We start from the raw sequence: 15443 nt of genomic DNA, 5'->3' as shown, positions 1-15443 counted from the left end.
CCTTGTCGCACCAGCGCCGCGCTCGCCAGGGCCGACAGCCGATCCTTAGCGGAAGCTCACGCGCAATCCGCTCAGGTCGATGCCTTCGAACTCCGTGCTCCACGCTGCTCCGGGCGCGACAGGGTAGGCATCGGTCAGGGTTCCGGTGGAGACCACCTCGCCCGCACCCAGTGCCGCGCCCGGGGTATCGGACGCGATCGTCTCGACCAGGTTCCGAAGCGCTGTGAGCGGACCGCCAAGCACGTTCTGCGCATGGCCGACTTCGACTTCGGCGCCATCCTTGCGAAGGATAACGGTGAAGTCCTGCAGCCGGGCAAGCCAGTCGGCGCGGCCCCCGTCGACATCCCGCCATGGCCCGAGGATCAGAGCCCCGTGCAGGCCGAATGCGGCGGCAGCGTCAGGAGCCGTGAACCTCCAGCCCGGATAGACCGATTGCACGACTTCGAACCCGTGTGCCACGCGGTCGATGCAGCCCAGAAGCGCAGCCTCGTCCATGCCCGGCTCTGGTGCCCTGGCGAGATGGAACACGATCTCCGGCTCGATCCGCGGTTCGGCGAACGTGGCCAGGTCGATCGGCTCGTCCGCATCCGACCATGTGTGCAGCGTCGTGTCCCAGACATAGTTCCACAGCGGCCGGTCAACGCCGTAATTCGCCCAGATCGCTCGATTGGAGAAGCCGATCTTGCGCCCCACCGGACGCTCGCCCCGCGCTTCGCGGGCGGCGCGGATCAGGTCGGCAATCCGGCCAGCGGCGGCCATGTCGGGAATTGAAAGACTGCCGCACTGCCGCCCCGTTCCGAAAAGCTGAAGCAGATCACGCGCGGTCGCGTCCTCAAGTATGTCGTCCCTCAACTCTCGCTCCTCCGTCCTCGCCGTCCGGGAGATTGTCTTTCCTCCGCGCCGCAGGCAAGCAGCAAGCGCGGTACTCACGTCGTGGGATAAGGGAGATGCAGCGTCCTGACATAAATCCCGGGCCGCTGGCGAGGGTGTCCCACGATCCCGAAACGCGTCTGTGAACAACAATGGCCGGCGTTGCGGCGGGTGGTAGGCCCGGAGGGACTTGAACCCCCAACCAAGGCGTTATGAGCGCCCTGCTCTGACCATTGAGCTACAGGCCCGGCCGCCGGTGGCCGCATGGGCTCCCCGGTGGCCCCGCTGTCGCAAATGCGGGTTTGCGGGTCAAGTCAATCTGTCCTAAGGCAGCGAAAACCGGGGCAGTGGGGACGATCATGAGCATCAGCTATCGCGACGCGGGCGTCGACATCGACGCGGGCAATGCGCTCGTGGACCGGATCAAGCCGGCCGCCGCGGCGACCCGGCGCAGCGGCGTGATGGAGGGCCTGGGCGGCTTCGGGGCGCTGTTCGATCCCCGCGCGGCAGGCTACGACGACCCGGTGCTGGTCGCGGCGACCGACGGCGTGGGCACCAAGCTCAGGATCGCGATCGACACTGGCGCGCTGGACGGGGTGGGGATCGACCTAGTCGCGATGTGCGTGAACGACCTCGTCTGCCAGGGGGCCGAGCCCCTGTTCTTCCTCGACTATTTCGCCACCGGCAAGCTGAGCGTGGACGAAGCGGCCCGCGTCATCGACAGCATCGCCGAAGGGTGCCGGCGGTCGGGCTGCGCGCTGATCGGCGGCGAGACGGCCGAGATGCCGGGGATGTATGCGGCGGGCGACTTCGACCTTGCCGGCTTCGCGGTCGGCGCGATGCAGCGCGGGACGGCGCTGCCGCGGGACGTGGCGGCGGGCGACGTGCTTCTGGGGCTGCGGTCGGACGGGGTTCATTCCAACGGCTTTTCGCTGGTGCGCAAGGTGGCCGAGAGGGCGGAGCTTTCCTGGACCGACGCGAGCCCCTTCGGCGCCGGGTCGCTGGGCGAGGCGCTGCTGACGCCGACCCGTCTCTACGTCCGCCCGGTGCTGGCGGCGATCCGGCAGGGGGGCGTCCACGCCGCCGCCCACATCACCGGCGGCGGCCTGACCGAGAACCTGCCGCGCGTCCTTTCCGAAGGTCTCGGGGCCGAGATCGACCTTGACAGCTGGACCCTGCCGCCGGTCTTCAAGTGGCTGTCCGAGGCGGGCGGGATCGCCGAAAGCGAGATGCTCAAGACCTTCAACAGCGGCATCGGCATGGTGCTGGTCGTGGCCGAAGATGCCGCCCCGGCGATCGAGGACCTGCTGGTGGGACAGGGGGAATCCGTCGTGCGACTGGGGCACGTGCGGCCCGGCGCGGGGGTCGGGTATCGCGGCCAGCTGAAGTGAAGCGGGTCGCCATCCTGATTTCCGGGGGCGGGTCGAACATGGTCCGCCTCGTCGAAAGCATGACCGGCGATCACCCGGCGCGGCCGGTGCTGGTCGCGTCGAACGACCCCGCCGCCGGAGGGCTGGCCCGCGCCGCGGCTTTGAGCGTGCCGACCGCCGCCGTCGATCACAAGCCCTTCGGCCCCGACCGTGCCGCGTTCGAGACCGCGCTGCTTCAGCCCTTGCTTGCGGCCGAGCCGGACATCCTATGCCTCGCCGGTTTCATGCGGATCCTGACGCCCGCCTTCGTCGAGCGGTTCGAGGGGCGAATGCTGAACATCCACCCCTCGCTGCTGCCGGCCTATCCGGGGCTGCATACCCATGCCCGCGCGATCGCAGCTGGCGACGCTTTCGCGGGATGTTCGGTCCACCTCGTCACGCCGAAACTGGACGACGGTCCGATCCTGGGACAGGCGCGGGTGCCGGTGGAACCCGGCGACACTGCAGACAGCCTGGCCGCGCGGGTCCTGGCCTTGGAACACCGGCTCTACCCGGCCGTGCTGCGGCGCTTTGCAGTAGGTAAGACGGCGCGGATCGACCTCTGACCCGCGCCGCGCTTTTTACTTCTCGGGTACCAGCCCGCGGGGGGCGAAGCGCAGCACCAGCAGCAGGACCAGCCCCATCGCCACGAAGCGCATGTGCGGCGCGCTTTCCAGCAGGTGCGCCTTCAGCGGCCCCGGCTCCATCGCGGCGGTGACGACGCTCATGAAAGCGGGCCCCCAGACCTCGGCCTTGATCCAGAGGTACCAGATCAGGATCGCGCCCAGCACCGCGCCCCAGTTGTTCCCCGACCCGCCGACGATCACCATCACCCAGACGAGGAACGTGTAGCGCAGCGGCGCGTAGCCGCCGGGGTTGAGCAGCCCGTCCAGCGTCACCATCATCGCGCCCGCAAGGCCGATGACGGCGGCGCCGATGATGAACACCTGCAGGTGGCGGCGGGTGACGTGCTTGCCCATCGCCTCGGCCGCGGTCTCGTTGTCGCGGATGGCGCGCATCATGCGGCCCCAAGGCGAGCGCAGCGCCAGTTCCGACAGCAGCACCAGCGCCAGCAGGACCGCCACGAACAGGCCGGCATAGCACAGCTTCACCCAGATGCCCGACGCGGTCGCCACGTCCATGCCCCAGCCCGCGGCGCGCGCCTGGAAGCCGGGATCGGCCTGCAGGTTCAGCTCGTACGGGACCGGGCGGGGGATGCCGCTCATGTTGAGCACGCCGCGGGCAAGCCAGCCTTCGTTCCGCATGACGGCCACGATGATCTCTCCGATCCCCAGCGTGGCGATTGCGAGGTAGTCGGACCGCAGCCCCAGCGCGACCTTGCCCACGCCCCAGGCGGCGGCCGCCGCAAGAAGCCCGCCGACCGGCCAGCTAAGCAGCACCGGCAGGCCGAGCCCGCCGATGTTGCCGGCCTGCGCGGGGTTGTTCGCCTCGATCGCGGCGACGGCCGGGTCGAAGAGCTCGCGATAGATCACGAAGCCCGCCACGATCACGGCAAGCGCGGCCCAGAACCGCAGCGCGCCGGACAGCCAGCGCGCGACGACAGCGGCCAGCCCCAGCGTAGCCAGCCCGACGAGCAGCGCCAGCAGGACGCCGGTGCCGCCCGCGGCCCAGGCGCCGGGAACGGGCCGCGTGGACACCAGGACGGGGGCAAGGCCGCCCAGCGCCAGGAACCCCACGACGCCCGCGTTGAACAGGCCGCCGTAGCCCCAGGTGATGTTGACGCCCAGCGCCATGATCGCGGACAGAAGCCCCATGTTGAGGATGCCGAGCGCGCTGTTCCAGCTGCCAGAAAACAGGGCGTTTGACAGGCTGCCTTCCAGCACGAACAGGACGACCAGCACGGCCAGCAGGGCAGGCGCGCGCCACGGGCTTGCCGCATCGGATTGACGGGTGGTGGACATGGCGGGCCCTCTCAGAACGACTTGCCGCGGAACAGGCCCGTGGGCCGGAACAGCAGCACCACGATCAGGATCACGAAGCTGACGGCGAACTTGTATTCGGTGGACAGGAGCTGAAGCAGGCCTTCGGGCTGCCAGCCGGGCACGAGGTAGCCCGCGATCTTCTTCCAGGGGTAGGTCACGGCGACCTCGGAAAAGGCGATCACGAAGCCGCCCGCGACCGCGCCGGTGGGGCTGCCCAGGCCCCCCACGATGGCCGCCGCGAAGATCGGCAGCAGGATCTGGAAGTAGTTGAAGGCCTTGAACGACTTGTCGAGGCCGTAGAGCGTGCCGGCCATGACCGCCAGCGCGGTGGCGATGATCCAGGTCAGCCGGACGACCCGCTCCGGGTCGATGCCGGACAGAAGCGCGAGGTCCTCGTTGTCGGAATAGGCGCGCATCGCCTTGCCCGAACGGGTCCGGTTCAGGAACCGGAACAGCGCCCAGCAGGACAGGCCCGCCACGACCAGCGTGATGAACTGGCTCAGCCGCAGCGCAAGGCCCTCGGTCAGGCCGGTCCAGGCCTTGAACTGCTGGACCGAGATCAGGAACCGCGCGCCGTCGTCGAACCGGATCTCGTCCACGCCGATCAGCAGGCGGGTCAGGCCGTTCATCAGGAACATGACCCCGGTCGACGCCATGACGAGCACGATCGGGTCCGCCCGGACGCGGCGATAGTGGCGATAGACCAGCCGGTCGGTCAGCAGGACCAGCCCTGCGGTGATCGCGATCCCGATCGGCAGGGCGAGCAGCGCGATCGGCAGCGGGCCGAGGCTAACGCCCAGCGCCTGCAGGCCCCAGGTCAGCAGGATGACGATGGCGGTCCCGATCGCCATGGTGTCGCCGTGGGCGAAATTGGAAAAGCGCAGGATCCCGTAGATCAGCGTCACCCCCAGCGCGCCGAGCGCGAGCTGGCTGCCATAGGCGGCCGCCGGGATGACGACGAAGTTCAGGATCGCGACGAGCGCGTTGGCGATATCCATCAGCGGATCTCCTTGGCCGGGCCGCGCGCCTGGGCGCGGCGCCCGGATCCGCTGCGCGGGGCAGCGCTCGGAAGAAAGGCGGCGTGCATCGGCTCAGCCCCCCAGGAAGGTGCGGCGCACCTCGGGGTTGGCCAGCAGCGCGGCGCCGGTGTCGGTGTAGCGGTTGGCGCCCTGCACGAGGACGTAGCCGACGTCCGCGATCTCGAGCGCCTGGCGGGCGTTCTGTTCCACCATGAGGATGGAAATGCCGGTGCGCGCGATCTCGATGATGCGGTCGAACAGCTCGTCCATGACGATGGGCGACACGCCGGCGGTCGGCTCGTCCAGCATCAGAAGCTTGGGCCGCGTCATCAGCGCGCGGCCCACGGCGACCTGCTGGCGCTGCCCGCCCGACAGCTCGCCCGCCGCCTGCCTGCGCTTGGCGGCGACGGCCGGGAACAGGGCGTAGACCTGGTCCATCGTGTCGCGGAAATCATCCTCGCGGATGTAGGCGCCCATCTGCAGGTTCTCCTCGACCGTCATCGAGGGGAACACGTTCGACGTCTGCGGCACGAAGCCCATGCCCGCCCGCACCCGGTCCTGCGGGTTCAGGGCCGAGATGTCCTGCCCGTCCAGCTGCACCGAGCCCTCGCGCAGGTCCAGCATCCCGAAGATCGCCTTCATGGCCGTGGACTTCCCCGCGCCGTTCGGCCCGACGATCACGGCGATCTGGCCGCGATCGACGGTGATCGTGCAGCCGTTCAGGATATCTGCCTTGCCATAGCCGCCGCGCATGTCGCGCGCGGCCAGGAACGGCGCCGCCTCCGGGCCGGGCCGGACGGGTCCGCTGCGGCGGGTGCCGTCGATCGTGCCGCGCCCGGCCGTGTTGACGATGGAGGCATCGCGCATGCCGCGATTGCCGCCGAAGCCGTGATTCCCGTCGCTCATGCGCCGACCAGGTCCTTGTTCTTGAGCCCGCGGCCGAGATAGGCCTCGATCACCGCCTCGTTCTCCATGATGTGGTCGGCGGAGCCCTGCGCCAGCACCTTGCCCTCGGCCATGACGATGACCGGGTCGCACAGCTTGCCGATGAAATCCATGTCGTGCTCGATCACGCAGAAGGTGTAGCCACGCTCGCGGTTCAGCCGCACGATCGCGTCGCCGATGGTGGACAGAAGACTGCGGTTCACGCCCGCGCCGACCTCGTCGAGGAACACGACCTTCGCCTCGACCATCATGCAGCGGCCGAGCTCCAGAAGCTTCTTCTGCCCGCCCGACAGGTTGCCCGCCTTCTCGTCCGCGACGTGGGTGATGGTCAGGAAGTCCAGCACCTCGTCGGCGCGGCGGCGCAGCGCCGCTTCCTCGGCGCGGATGCGGCCGCGGTTGAACCAGGTGTTGAACAGCGTCTCGCCCGACTGTCCGCCCGGAACCATCATCAGGTTCTCGCGCACGGTCATGGAGCTGAATTCGTGCGCCATCTGGAAGGTGCGGAGCAGGCCGCGGTGGAACAGCTCGTGCGGCGGCAGCCCCGTGATGTCCTGCCCGTCCATCATGACCCGTCCCGAGGTGGGCGGCAGGACACCGGCGATGACGTTGAAGAGCGTGGACTTGCCGGCGCCGTTGGGCCCGATCAGCCCGGTGATCGAACCGGTCTCGATGGTCAGGCTGGCGCCGTCGACGGCCCGGAAGCCGCCGAAATGCCGGTGCAGGTCATGGACCTGGATCATGTATCCTCCCCCTTCGCGCCCGGTTCTCTGGCGGTCGCGAAGTCCCTGCATCGCCTTGTTGTTCCGGCGATTGCATCGGTTCGTCAGTTGTGCCTGCGCCGGCCCGGCGTCGAGCCAAGGGCCGGCGCATCAAGGTCCGTCCGCGATCAGTGCAGCTTGACGACGTTGATCTTGCCTTCCGGGAAGTCGACCTCACGGTAGACGCCCGCGCTTTCGCCCGGCCCGACCAGCTCGACCGAGGTGGCGCCGACGAAGTCGATGTCGGTGCCCGCGGCCAGCAGCTCGAGCGCCTTGCCCAGTTCACCCGGTCCGATCTTTTCGCCCGGCGCGTTCGCGACGTTCAGGACCTGGTCCTTGTAGACCTTGGGATCGGTGGACTTCGCGGCCTCCATCGCGAGCAGCAGCAGGGCTGCGGCGTCGTAGCTTTCACCGGCGAAGGCCGAGTTGCCGTCGAAGCCCGCGGCGGTCGTCATCTCGATGAACTTGTCGCGGGTCGGGCCTTCGGCCGAGGGGTTCTGGCCGAACGAGCTGGCCAGTTCCGTCCCGAAGCGGTCGACGAGCGCCTCGCTCATCATGCCGTCGGGGAAGACGAAGGTGTCGAACGCGCCGGTGTCGAGCGCGCCGCGCACGATGCCCGACCCGCCCTGGTCGACGTAGCCCGCCACGACGAGCGCGTCGCCCCCGGCGGCGGCCAGCGCCGCGACCTCGGCCGAGTAGTCGGCCTTGCCGTCGTCATGCGCGGCCATGATCGTGACCGTGCCGCCTGCTTCCTCGTAGAAGCGCTTGAACGCCTCGGCGAGACCCTTGCCGTAGTCGTTGTTGGTGTAGGTCACGGCCGCCGTCTTCACGCCGCGCTCGTTCATGATGTCGGACATGACTTCGCCCTGGCGCGCGTCGGACGGCGAGGTGCGGAAGAAGTAGCCCTGGTCGTCGATGTCGGTCAGCGCCGGCGACGTGGCCGAGGGAGAGATCATGACCATCCCGTTCGGCACCGCCACCCGTTCGAGGCTGGCGATCGTCTCGCCCGAGCACATGCCGCCCATGATCCCGTTCACCTTCTCCGAGGTGACGAGGCGCTCGACCGCGGCCACCGAGGCGGCGGCGTCGGTGCAGGTGTTGTCGACCTGGACGGAGGTGACGTTCGAGCCGCCCATGAACTTGCCCGAGTCGTTGACTTCCTTGATCGCCAGCTCGGCGCCCTGGGTCATCGCGGGCGCCATCGATTCCAGCGGGCCGGTGTAGCCGAGCGACAGGCCGATCTTGACGTCCTCGGCCGACGCGGCACCGGCGCCCAGCGCGGCGGTGGCGACAGTGGCGAGCAGAAGTTTCTTCATGAGGCAGCCTCCCTGGAGTTTGGTTCTGGACTGTTGTCCTTGGCCGGGACGTTAGAGGCGGCCCGCTTAAAAGAAAAGCGTCATGATGCGCCGCGCGAGCGCCGGAAAGCTGCACTTCCGGTCAGTCCCGGCAGGGTTTCAATCAACCCGGACACGACATATAAACGGCCGGCATCCGGAGGACACGACATGGCCCAGACCCCCCAGACCTCAGCCGCTGCACCGACCGAGCGCGACGGTTTCGACCGCGCGCCCTGGGACCGGGCCGGCTGGCGGGCGCTGCCGCGGGTGCAGATGCCGGACTATGTCGATGTGGCCGCGCTGCAATCCGTCGAGGCGCAGCTGCGCCGCTATCCCCCGCTCGTCTTCGCGGGCGAGGCGCGGCGGCTGAAGGCGGACCTTGCCAAGGTGGCCGCGGGACAGGCGTTCCTGCTGCAGGGCGGGGATTGCGCCGAAAGCTTCTCCGAGTTCAGCGCCGACAACATCCGCGACACCTTCAAGGTGATGCTGCAGATGGCGGTGGTGCTGACCTGGGGCGCGCAGCTGCCCGTGGTGAAGGTCGGGCGGATGGCCGGGCAGTTCGCCAAGCCGCGCAGCTCCGCCACCGAGATCGTCGGCGGGGTGGAGCTTCCGAGCTATCGCGGCGACATCGTCAACGGCTTCGACTTCACGCCCGAGGCGCGGGTCCCCGATCCGCAGCGCATGCTGCAGGCCTACACGCAGGCGGCGGCCTCGCTGAACCTTCTGCGCGCGTTCTCGACCGGCGGCTACGCCGACATCCACCGCGTCCAGAGCTGGATCGCCGACTTCACCGGCGGAGCCGAGGCGGCGCGCTATCGCGACATCGCCGACCGCATCAGCGACGCGATGGCGTTCATGCAGGCGGCGGGCGTCACCTCGGAAACCGCGCACGAACTGGGGCAGGTGAGCTTCTACACCAGCCACGAAGCGCTTCTGCTGGAATACGAAGAGGCGCTGGCGCGAATCGATTCGACCACGGGCCTGCCGGTCGCGGGGTCCGGGCACATGCTGTGGATCGGCGACCGGACCCGGCAGGTGGACGGCGCGCACGTGGAGTTCTGCCGTGGCGTCCAGAACCCGGTCGGGCTGAAATGCGGGCCGACGATCTCGACCGACGACCTGAAGCGGCTGATGGCGCGGCTGAACCCCGCGAACGAGGGCGGGCGGCTGACGCTGATCGCGCGGTTCGGCGCCGGCAGCGTGGGCGACCACCTGCCGCGGCTGGTCCGCACGGTGCAGGAGGAAGGGGCCAACGTCGTGTGGTCGTGCGATCCCATGCACGGCAACACGATCAAGTCGGCATCGGGCTACAAGACCCGGCCCTTCGACAGCGTCCTGCGCGAGGTGCGCGAATTCTTCCAGGTCCACCATGCCGAGGGCACGGTCCCGGGCGGCGTCCATTTCGAGATGACCGGCCAGGACGTCACCGAATGCACCGGCGGCGTGCGCGCAGTCACCGACGAGGACCTGCGCTCGCGCTATCACACCGCCTGCGACCCGCGCCTGAACGCGAGCCAGGCGCTGGAGCTTGCCTTCCTGGTGGCCGAGGAGCTGCGCGCGCGCCGGACCGGGACGCAGGGCGGGTTGCGGCACGCGGTCTGACGCGCAGGGACAAGGGCGAGCGTGGAACGCTGACTGGCCCCGGCCGCTTTCCGGGGCCGCCCGACCTCTCAGGCGGTCCGATCCGAGGTGATGACCCGGAACATGGCCCGCCGCGATTCGGGGGTCGTGCCGATCGCCGGCAGGTCCGGCAGCGGCATCTCGCGCGGGTCCCGCGCCTGCGCCTTGGCCGTGCCCGGCCTGCGCGACCGCCAGGGCTCGCCCGGCTCGGCAAGCTCGTCCCCCGACGGCGTGGGCGACAGGACGCAGGCGCCGGGGATCACCGGCTCCAGCTGTTCGTCGAGCAGGTCGAACCGGCGCGGCCCGCGCCCGCTCTCGCCCGCCGTCACCAGGCAGCCGAGCGCGCGGGTGACGTCGCCCAAGTCCGACTTCAGCGGCAGGATCAGCATGCGCCCGTGCAGCTGCGGGCGTCCGTAGCCAGCGGCGGAAAGAAGCGTCAGGTCTGCGATCTGCGGCCCCTTGAACACCGTTTCCAGCACGTCCGACAGCCGCCCGCGCGATCCCGCGTTCAGGACCGAACACAAGGGCATGCCCCGCACTTCCATCCCCATCAGGTCCACGAGGTGCCGCCCCGCCAGCCGGAACCGCGCCGCGCCCGGCGCGATCCGTTCCAGGATGAAGGCGTAGTCCAGGCCGTCCCCGATGCCCGCGGGCTGCACGTCGGCCCGCGTCGGCACTGCACGTCCCTGCCGCAGTTCGTCCCAGTAGGCCCGCAGGTCGGCAACGACCCGCGCCGGCTGGACGGCCGTTCGACCGGGGATACGGATAACGGGGCTGCCGCTGCCGTCGCTGCCGCCCGGGTTCAAGCTTTCTTTGTCCGCCATGTAGCTACCGTGGTGAATATCGGGCAGGTTAACGCGATCTTAAGGGTTCGGTTGCGTTTCGCTAAGGGGGTTTTCGTTCACTTAGTTAAGCCGCCACCCGGCCCTTGCCGGCGCCCGGCTGCTGCGCCATTGAAGGCACGCGCCGCGTTGCCGACGTCGCTGCCAGAACCCGCCCGCACAAGGACCAACGATGGACCGGACCGGCCTTCTCATCATCCTGTCGTCGCCTTCGGGCGCGGGCAAGTCGACCCTGGCGCGGCGGCTGATGGCATGGGATCCGACGCTGAAATTCTCGGTCTCGGCCACGACGCGCCCGCCCCGGCCGGGCGAAGTCGAGGGGCGGGACTACTATTTCACCGACCATGACAGCTTCAGAACCATGGTCGCCGACGCGCAGATGCTGGAACATGCCGAGGTGTTCGGGAACCTCTACGGCAGCCCCCGCGGCCCGGTCGAGCAGGCGATCGCGGCAGGGCGGGACACGCTCTTCGACGTGGACTGGCAGGGGGGGCAGCAGATCCGCGCCTCGGCGCTCGGCAGCCAGGTGGTGTCGATCTTCGTCCTGCCGCCGAGCCTGCACGAACTGGAACGCCGCCTGCACAGCCGCGGCCAGGACAGCGCCGAGGTGATCGCCGACCGGATGCTGAAGAGCCGGGGCGAGATCAGCCACTGGGCCGAATACGACTATGTCCTCGTGAACAACGACCTTGACGAAACCGAACGCGACCTGCGCGCGATCCTGACCGCCGAGCGGCTGCGCCGCGACCGGCAGCGGGGCCTGGGCGGGTTCGTGATGTCCTTGATGGAGCAACGGCCATGATCTGGGAACTGGACGGGGTGGTGCCGACGCTGGGCACGGATGCGTGGGTCGCGCCCGACGCACAGGTGATCGGGCGCGTGACGCTCGGGGATCGGGCCAGCGTCTGGTGGGGCGCGGTCCTGCGGGGCGACAGCGACGACATCCGGGTGGGCGCGGGCAGCAACGTGCAGGACCTGTGCGTCTTTCACGTCGATACCGGCCATCCCCTGGCCATCGGCGACGACGTGACCGTCGGCCACCGGGCGATCCTGCACGGCTGCACGGTCGGGGACGGGGCGCTGATCGGCATGGGCGCGACGGTCCTGAACGGCGCGGTGATCGGCGCCGGCGCGCTGATCGGGGCGGGGGCGCTGATCCCCGAAGGCAAGCAGATCCCACCCGGCGCGCTGGTCATGGGGGCGCCGGGCAAGGTCGTGAGGATGCTCGACGACGATCAGCGCGCACGGCTTCTCGCCTCGGCCGAGCTGTACCGCACCCGCGCGGCGCAGTATCGCCGCGGCCTGCGCGCCGCCGGTTGAAGGGACGGAGGCGCGCGGCTTGGACGTCAGGCACCTGCGGCAGCTGACCGACGCGGTCCCGGTCGCCATGCTGGTCGTGGACCGGCGGGCGCGGGTGACGGCCGCGAATCATGCGGCGCACGCCCTGTTCGGGCCGGGGCTGACCGACCGCCCCTTCGTCACCGTGGTGCGCCACCCATCCGTCAACCACGCGATCGACTGGGTGCTCGACCCCGATGCCGAGCCCGCGCCCGACGACGACCCCGACCTGCCGCCGCCGGCCCACGGCATCCTCAAGCTGCGGGCCACGCTGTCGGCGCAGGGGCGCGACCGCGCCTGCGTCGTGACCGTGGGTCCGGTGGTCATCGACGGAACCCGCGGCGCGGCAGTGTCGATCGAGGACAGCACCGGGATCGAACAGGCCGAACAGATGCGGCGCGACTTCGTGGCGAATGTCAGCCACGAACTGCGCACGCCCCTGACCGCGCTGATGGGCTTCATCGAGACGCTGCGCGGGCCCGCCCGCAACGACGCGGCGGCGCGCGACCGCTTTCTCGACATCATGGAACGCGAGGCGGGGCGGATGAACCGGCTGGTCGCGGATCTTCTCTCGCTGAGCCGGGTCGAGGGGGATGAACGGCGCAGGCCGGCGCAGAAGGTGGACCTTTCCAGCCTCGTCCGCAGCGTGGCGGCAACCGTCGCCCCCGCCGCTCGCACGGCCGGCGTCCGCTTCGAGCTGGACCTGCCCGACGAACCGGTGACCGTGCCGGGCGACGCCGACCAGATCGTTCAGGTGTTCCACAACTTGATCGAGAACGCGGTGAAATACGGCGGCTCCGGCGGCGTCGTCCGGCTGACGCTGACGCATCTGGACCACGAGCCCGTCCTGCGCGGCCCGGGCTGGGCCGTCGCGGTCGAGGACGAGGGCGAGGGGATCGACCCGTTGCACCTGCCGCGCCTGACGGAACGGTTCTATCGCGTGGACACCCACCGCTCGCGCGAAAAGGGCGGCACGGGGCTGGGGCTTGCCATCGTCAAGCACATCATCAACCGCCATCGCGGCCGGCTGCGGATCGAAAGCGAGAAGGGGCAGGGCAGCCGGTTCACGGTCATCCTGCCCGAACAGCAGCCCCGGTGAGGGCCGGGCCGAGGCTCCGCCCAGGCCGGGCTCAGGCGCCGATCGCCGCCGCGAAGGCGGAACGGTAAAGCGCCGACAGGTCGGCCAGCGGCGCCGCATCGCCCCCGAGCGTCACCTGGTCGCCTTCGAACCGGCCGACATTGACGATCGGCACGCCCGCGGCGTGCGCGGCGTCCATCAGCGCGGCGGCGTCATCTTCGGACGCGGCGACGAGGTAGCGCGCCTGGTCCTCGCCGAACAGCTGCCCGACGTCCGCTGCATCCAGCGTGACGCCGATGCCCGCGGCCTCGGCCATCTCGAACGCCGCGAGCGCAAGGCCCCCGTCCGACAGGTCGGCGCAGGCGCGGATGCGGGCGCGGTTCTGCAGGATGAAGCCGCCGTTGCGACGCTCGGCGTCGAGGTCCACCGGCGGGGCGTCGCCATCCTCGATCCCGAACGCCTCGTAGGCCAGCGCCGACTGCGCGAGGTGCCCGCGCGTCTTGCCCACGACCAGGATCACGTCGCCGTCCGACGGCAGGCCCGCGATCAGGTCGTCCAGCGTTTCCAGCAGCCCGACGCCGCCGATGGTGGGCGTGGGCAGGATCGGCTGGCCATCGGTTTCGTTGTAAAGCGACACGTTGCCGGACACGATCGGGAAGTCGAGCGCGCGGCACGCCTCGCCGATGCCTTTGATCGCGCCGACGAACTGGCCCATGATCTCGGGCTTTTCGGGGTTGCCGAAGTTGAGGTTGTCCGTCGCGGCCAGGGGCGTCGCGCCGCAGGCGACGAGGTTGCGCCACGCCTCGGCCACCGCCTGCCGGCCGCCCTGAACGGGGTTCGCGCGGACGTATCGGGGCGTCACGTCACTGGTGAACGCCAGCGCCTTGTCGGTGCCGTGGACCCGCACGACCCCGGCGCCAAGGCCGGGGCGGCGCACCGTGTCGGCGCCGACCTGGGTGTCGTACTGTTCCCAGACCCACGCCTTGTGGGCGTAGCTGGGCGAGCCGATCAGGGCCCGCAATGCCGCGATCGGCGCAATCGCCGGCAGCGCCACGTCGGCCGGGGCGGCGGGTGTCTCGACCCACGGGCGGTCGTATTCGGGGGCGCTCGACGACAGCTTGGACAGCGGCAAGTCCGCCTTCACCTGATTGCCGTGGAGGATGAGGAAGCGATCCTCGGCGATCGTCTCGCCCACCACGGCGAAGTCGAGGTCCCACTTCTCGAAGATCTCGCGGGCCACGGCTTCCTTTTCGGGGCGCAGGACCATGAGCATCCGCTCCTGGCTTTCCGACAGCATCATCTCGTAGGCGGTCATGGCGGTTTCCCGCACCGGCACCCGGTCGAGGTCGAGCCGGATGCCCAGCCCGCCCTTGTCGCCCATCTCGACCGCCGAGCAGGTCAGGCCCGCCGCGCCCATGTCCTGGATCGAGATGACCGCGTCGGTCTCCATCAGTTCCAGGCAGGCTTCGAGCAGGCATTTTTCGGTGAAGGGGTCGCCGACCTGCACGGTCGGGCGCTTTTCCTCGATCGTGTCGTCGAACTCGGCGCTGGCCATGGTCGCGCCGCCAACGCCGTCGCGGCCGGTCTTGGCGCCCAGATAGACGACCGGCATGCCGACGCCGGACGCGGCCGAGTAGAAGATGCGGTCCGCCCTGGCGATCCCCGCCGCGAAGGCGTTGACGAGGCAGTTGCCGTCATAGGCGCGGTGGAAGCGGACCTCGCCGCCCACGTTCGGCACGCCGAAGGCGTTGCCATAGGCGCCGATCCCCTCGACCACGCCCTTGACCAGATGCGGGGTGCGCGGATGCTCGGGCCGGCCGAAGGACAGCGCGTCCATCGCCGCCACGGGCCGCGCCCCCATGGTGAAGACGTCGCGCAGGATGCCGCCCACGCCGGTCGCCGCGCCCTGATGCGGCTCGATGTAGCTGGGATGGTTGTGGCTTTCCATCTTGAAGACGACCGCCAGTCTTTCGCCGTCCGGGCCGTCGCCGATGTCGGCCACGCCCGCGTTCTCGCCCGGGCCGCAGATCACCTGCGGGCCGGTGGTGTGCAGCGTCCTCAGCCATTTCTTCGACGACTTGTAGGAACAGTGCTCGTTCCACATCGCCGAGAAGATGCCGAGTTCCGTGAAGCTCGGCTCGCGCCCCAGAAGGTCGAGGATGCGGGCGTATTCGTCCGGTTTCAGCCCATGCGCCGCGATCAGGTCGGGGGTGATGGCGGGGTCCTGCATGGTGATCCTTTCGGGCACGGAAACGTGCCGCCTTGTAGGTCGGCAGGCCGCGCC

General features: G+C 69.7%; 14 protein-coding genes and 1 tRNA gene. 6 read left to right on the top strand and 9 right to left on the bottom strand.

Annotated elements, in window-relative coordinates:
- Window positions 1–45: 45 nt before the first annotated feature.
- Together ELI80_RS10915 and ELI80_RS10910 are read right to left on the bottom strand one after the other, a co-directional pair.
- Complete coding sequence (locus ELI80_RS10915) at window positions 46–852, bottom strand: 2-keto-4-pentenoate hydratase (RefSeq protein ID WP_136651949.1); 807 nt, start codon at window positions 850–852, stop codon at window positions 46–48.
- 190 nt (window positions 853–1042) lie between these two features.
- Window positions 1043–1118: transfer RNA gene (locus tag ELI80_RS10910), tRNA-Ile, on the bottom strand.
- A 111-nt stretch (window positions 1119–1229) separates the two neighbouring features.
- Between ELI80_RS10910 and purM the strand changes: the two genes are divergently transcribed.
- Both purM and purN read left to right on the top strand, forming a co-directional pair.
- The gene (gene purM / locus ELI80_RS10905) at window positions 1230–2261 is read left to right on the top strand and encodes a phosphoribosylformylglycinamidine cyclo-ligase (RefSeq protein WP_136651948.1); all 1032 of its coding nucleotides are present in this window, start codon (window positions 1230–1232) and stop codon (window positions 2259–2261) included.
- Window positions 2258–2845: a phosphoribosylglycinamide formyltransferase gene (gene purN, locus ELI80_RS10900; protein ID WP_136651947.1), complete on the top strand. Its 588-nt coding sequence runs from the start codon at window positions 2258–2260 to the stop codon at window positions 2843–2845. Before purM ends, purN begins: the two co-directional genes overlap by 4 nt.
- 15 nt (window positions 2846–2860) lie before the next feature.
- Here purN and ELI80_RS10895 read toward each other — a convergent pair whose 3' ends face one another.
- The 5 genes from ELI80_RS10895 to ELI80_RS10875 all read right to left on the bottom strand — a co-directional run bounded on the left by ELI80_RS10895 (window position 2861) and on the right by ELI80_RS10875 (window position 8260).
- Window positions 2861–4201, bottom strand: a complete 1341-nt coding sequence (locus ELI80_RS10895) for a branched-chain amino acid ABC transporter permease (RefSeq protein WP_136651946.1) — start codon at window positions 4199–4201, stop codon at window positions 2861–2863.
- 11 nt (window positions 4202–4212) lie between these two features.
- Window positions 4213–5220: a branched-chain amino acid ABC transporter permease gene (locus ELI80_RS10890; RefSeq protein WP_136651945.1), complete on the bottom strand. Its 1008-nt coding sequence runs from the start codon at window positions 5218–5220 to the stop codon at window positions 4213–4215.
- A 93-nt stretch (window positions 5221–5313) separates the two neighbouring features.
- Window positions 5314–6147 (bottom strand): ABC transporter ATP-binding protein, encoded by an 834-nt coding sequence (locus ELI80_RS10885; RefSeq protein WP_201740617.1) that lies wholly within the window; start codon window positions 6145–6147, stop codon window positions 5314–5316.
- On the bottom strand, window positions 6144–6926 hold the full coding sequence (locus ELI80_RS10880) for an ABC transporter ATP-binding protein (protein ID WP_136651944.1): 783 nt from the start codon (window positions 6924–6926) through the stop codon (window positions 6144–6146). The genes ELI80_RS10885 and ELI80_RS10880 overlap by 4 nt, the downstream gene beginning before the upstream one ends.
- 146 nt (window positions 6927–7072) lie before the next feature.
- On the bottom strand, window positions 7073–8260 hold the full coding sequence (locus ELI80_RS10875; protein ID WP_136651943.1) for an ABC transporter substrate-binding protein: 1188 nt from the start codon (window positions 8258–8260) through the stop codon (window positions 7073–7075).
- Window positions 8261–8449: 189 nt separating this feature from the next.
- On the opposite strand from ELI80_RS10875, the gene ELI80_RS10870 reads away from it, so the two are divergent.
- A complete protein-coding gene (locus ELI80_RS10870) occupies window positions 8450–9883 on the top strand; it encodes a class II 3-deoxy-7-phosphoheptulonate synthase (RefSeq protein ID WP_136651942.1) in 1434 nt (477 codons plus the stop codon).
- Window positions 9884–9951: 68 nt separating this feature from the next.
- On the opposite strand, the gene ELI80_RS10865 is transcribed toward ELI80_RS10870, so the two are convergent.
- Window positions 9952–10725, bottom strand: coding sequence for a PAS domain-containing protein (locus ELI80_RS10865; protein ID WP_136651941.1), 774 nt, complete (start codon window positions 10723–10725; stop codon window positions 9952–9954).
- A 190-nt stretch (window positions 10726–10915) separates the two neighbouring features.
- Here ELI80_RS10865 and gmk point away from each other — a divergent pair, with 190 nt between their 5' ends.
- The 3 genes from gmk (at window position 10916) to ELI80_RS10850 (ending at window position 13180) form a co-directional block, all read left to right on the top strand.
- Entirely contained in the window at window positions 10916–11545 is a 630-nt protein-coding gene (gmk, locus tag ELI80_RS10860; RefSeq protein WP_136651940.1) for a guanylate kinase, read from the top strand.
- Window positions 11542–12063, top strand: a complete 522-nt coding sequence (locus tag ELI80_RS10855) for a gamma carbonic anhydrase family protein (RefSeq protein WP_136651939.1) — start codon at window positions 11542–11544, stop codon at window positions 12061–12063. Before gmk ends, ELI80_RS10855 begins: the two co-directional genes overlap by 4 nt.
- A gap of 67 nt (window positions 12064–12130) precedes the next feature.
- The gene (locus tag ELI80_RS10850) at window positions 12131–13180 is read left to right on the top strand and encodes a sensor histidine kinase (RefSeq protein ID WP_136651988.1); all 1050 of its coding nucleotides are present in this window, start codon (window positions 12131–12133) and stop codon (window positions 13178–13180) included.
- Between the two features lie 31 nt (window positions 13181–13211).
- Here ELI80_RS10850 and purL read toward each other — a convergent pair whose 3' ends face one another.
- Entirely contained in the window at window positions 13212–15389 is a 2178-nt protein-coding gene (purL, locus tag ELI80_RS10845; protein ID WP_136651938.1) for a phosphoribosylformylglycinamidine synthase subunit PurL, read from the bottom strand.
- Between the last annotated feature and the right edge of the window lie 54 nt (window positions 15390–15443).

The sequence above is a fragment of the Paracoccus aeridis genome, from assembly GCF_004923205.2.
GTDB classification, from domain to species: domain Bacteria; phylum Pseudomonadota; class Alphaproteobacteria; order Rhodobacterales; family Rhodobacteraceae; genus Paracoccus; species Paracoccus aeridis.
This window is presented reverse-complemented; position numbering and strand designations above follow the sequence as displayed.

Coding starts and splice junctions, on each gene's coding strand:
- purM (WP_136651948.1), top strand. CDS start 1,230: ATGAGCATCAGCTATCGCGACGCGGGCGTCGACATCGACGCGGGCAAT.
- ELI80_RS10895 (WP_136651946.1), bottom strand. CDS start 4,201: ATGTCCACCACCCGTCAATCCGATGCGGCAAGCCCGTGGCGCGCGCCT.
- ELI80_RS10890 (WP_136651945.1), bottom strand. CDS start 5,220: ATGGATATCGCCAACGCGCTCGTCGCGATCCTGAACTTCGTCGTCATC.
- ELI80_RS10885 (WP_201740617.1), bottom strand. CDS start 6,147: ATGAGCGACGGGAATCACGGCTTCGGCGGCAATCGCGGCATGCGCGAT.
- ELI80_RS10880 (WP_136651944.1), bottom strand. CDS start 6,926: ATGATCCAGGTCCATGACCTGCACCGGCATTTCGGCGGCTTCCGGGCC.
- ELI80_RS10875 (WP_136651943.1), bottom strand. CDS start 8,260: ATGAAGAAACTTCTGCTCGCCACTGTCGCCACCGCCGCGCTGGGCGCC.
- ELI80_RS10870 (WP_136651942.1), top strand. CDS start 8,450: ATGGCCCAGACCCCCCAGACCTCAGCCGCTGCACCGACCGAGCGCGAC.
- ELI80_RS10865 (WP_136651941.1), bottom strand. CDS start 10,725: ATGGCGGACAAAGAAAGCTTGAACCCGGGCGGCAGCGACGGCAGCGGC.
- gmk (WP_136651940.1), top strand. CDS start 10,916: ATGGACCGGACCGGCCTTCTCATCATCCTGTCGTCGCCTTCGGGCGCG.
- ELI80_RS10855 (WP_136651939.1), top strand. CDS start 11,542: ATGATCTGGGAACTGGACGGGGTGGTGCCGACGCTGGGCACGGATGCG.
- ELI80_RS10850 (WP_136651988.1), top strand. CDS start 12,131: ATGCTGGTCGTGGACCGGCGGGCGCGGGTGACGGCCGCGAATCATGCG.
- purL (WP_136651938.1), bottom strand. CDS start 15,389: ATGCAGGACCCCGCCATCACCCCCGACCTGATCGCGGCGCATGGGCTG.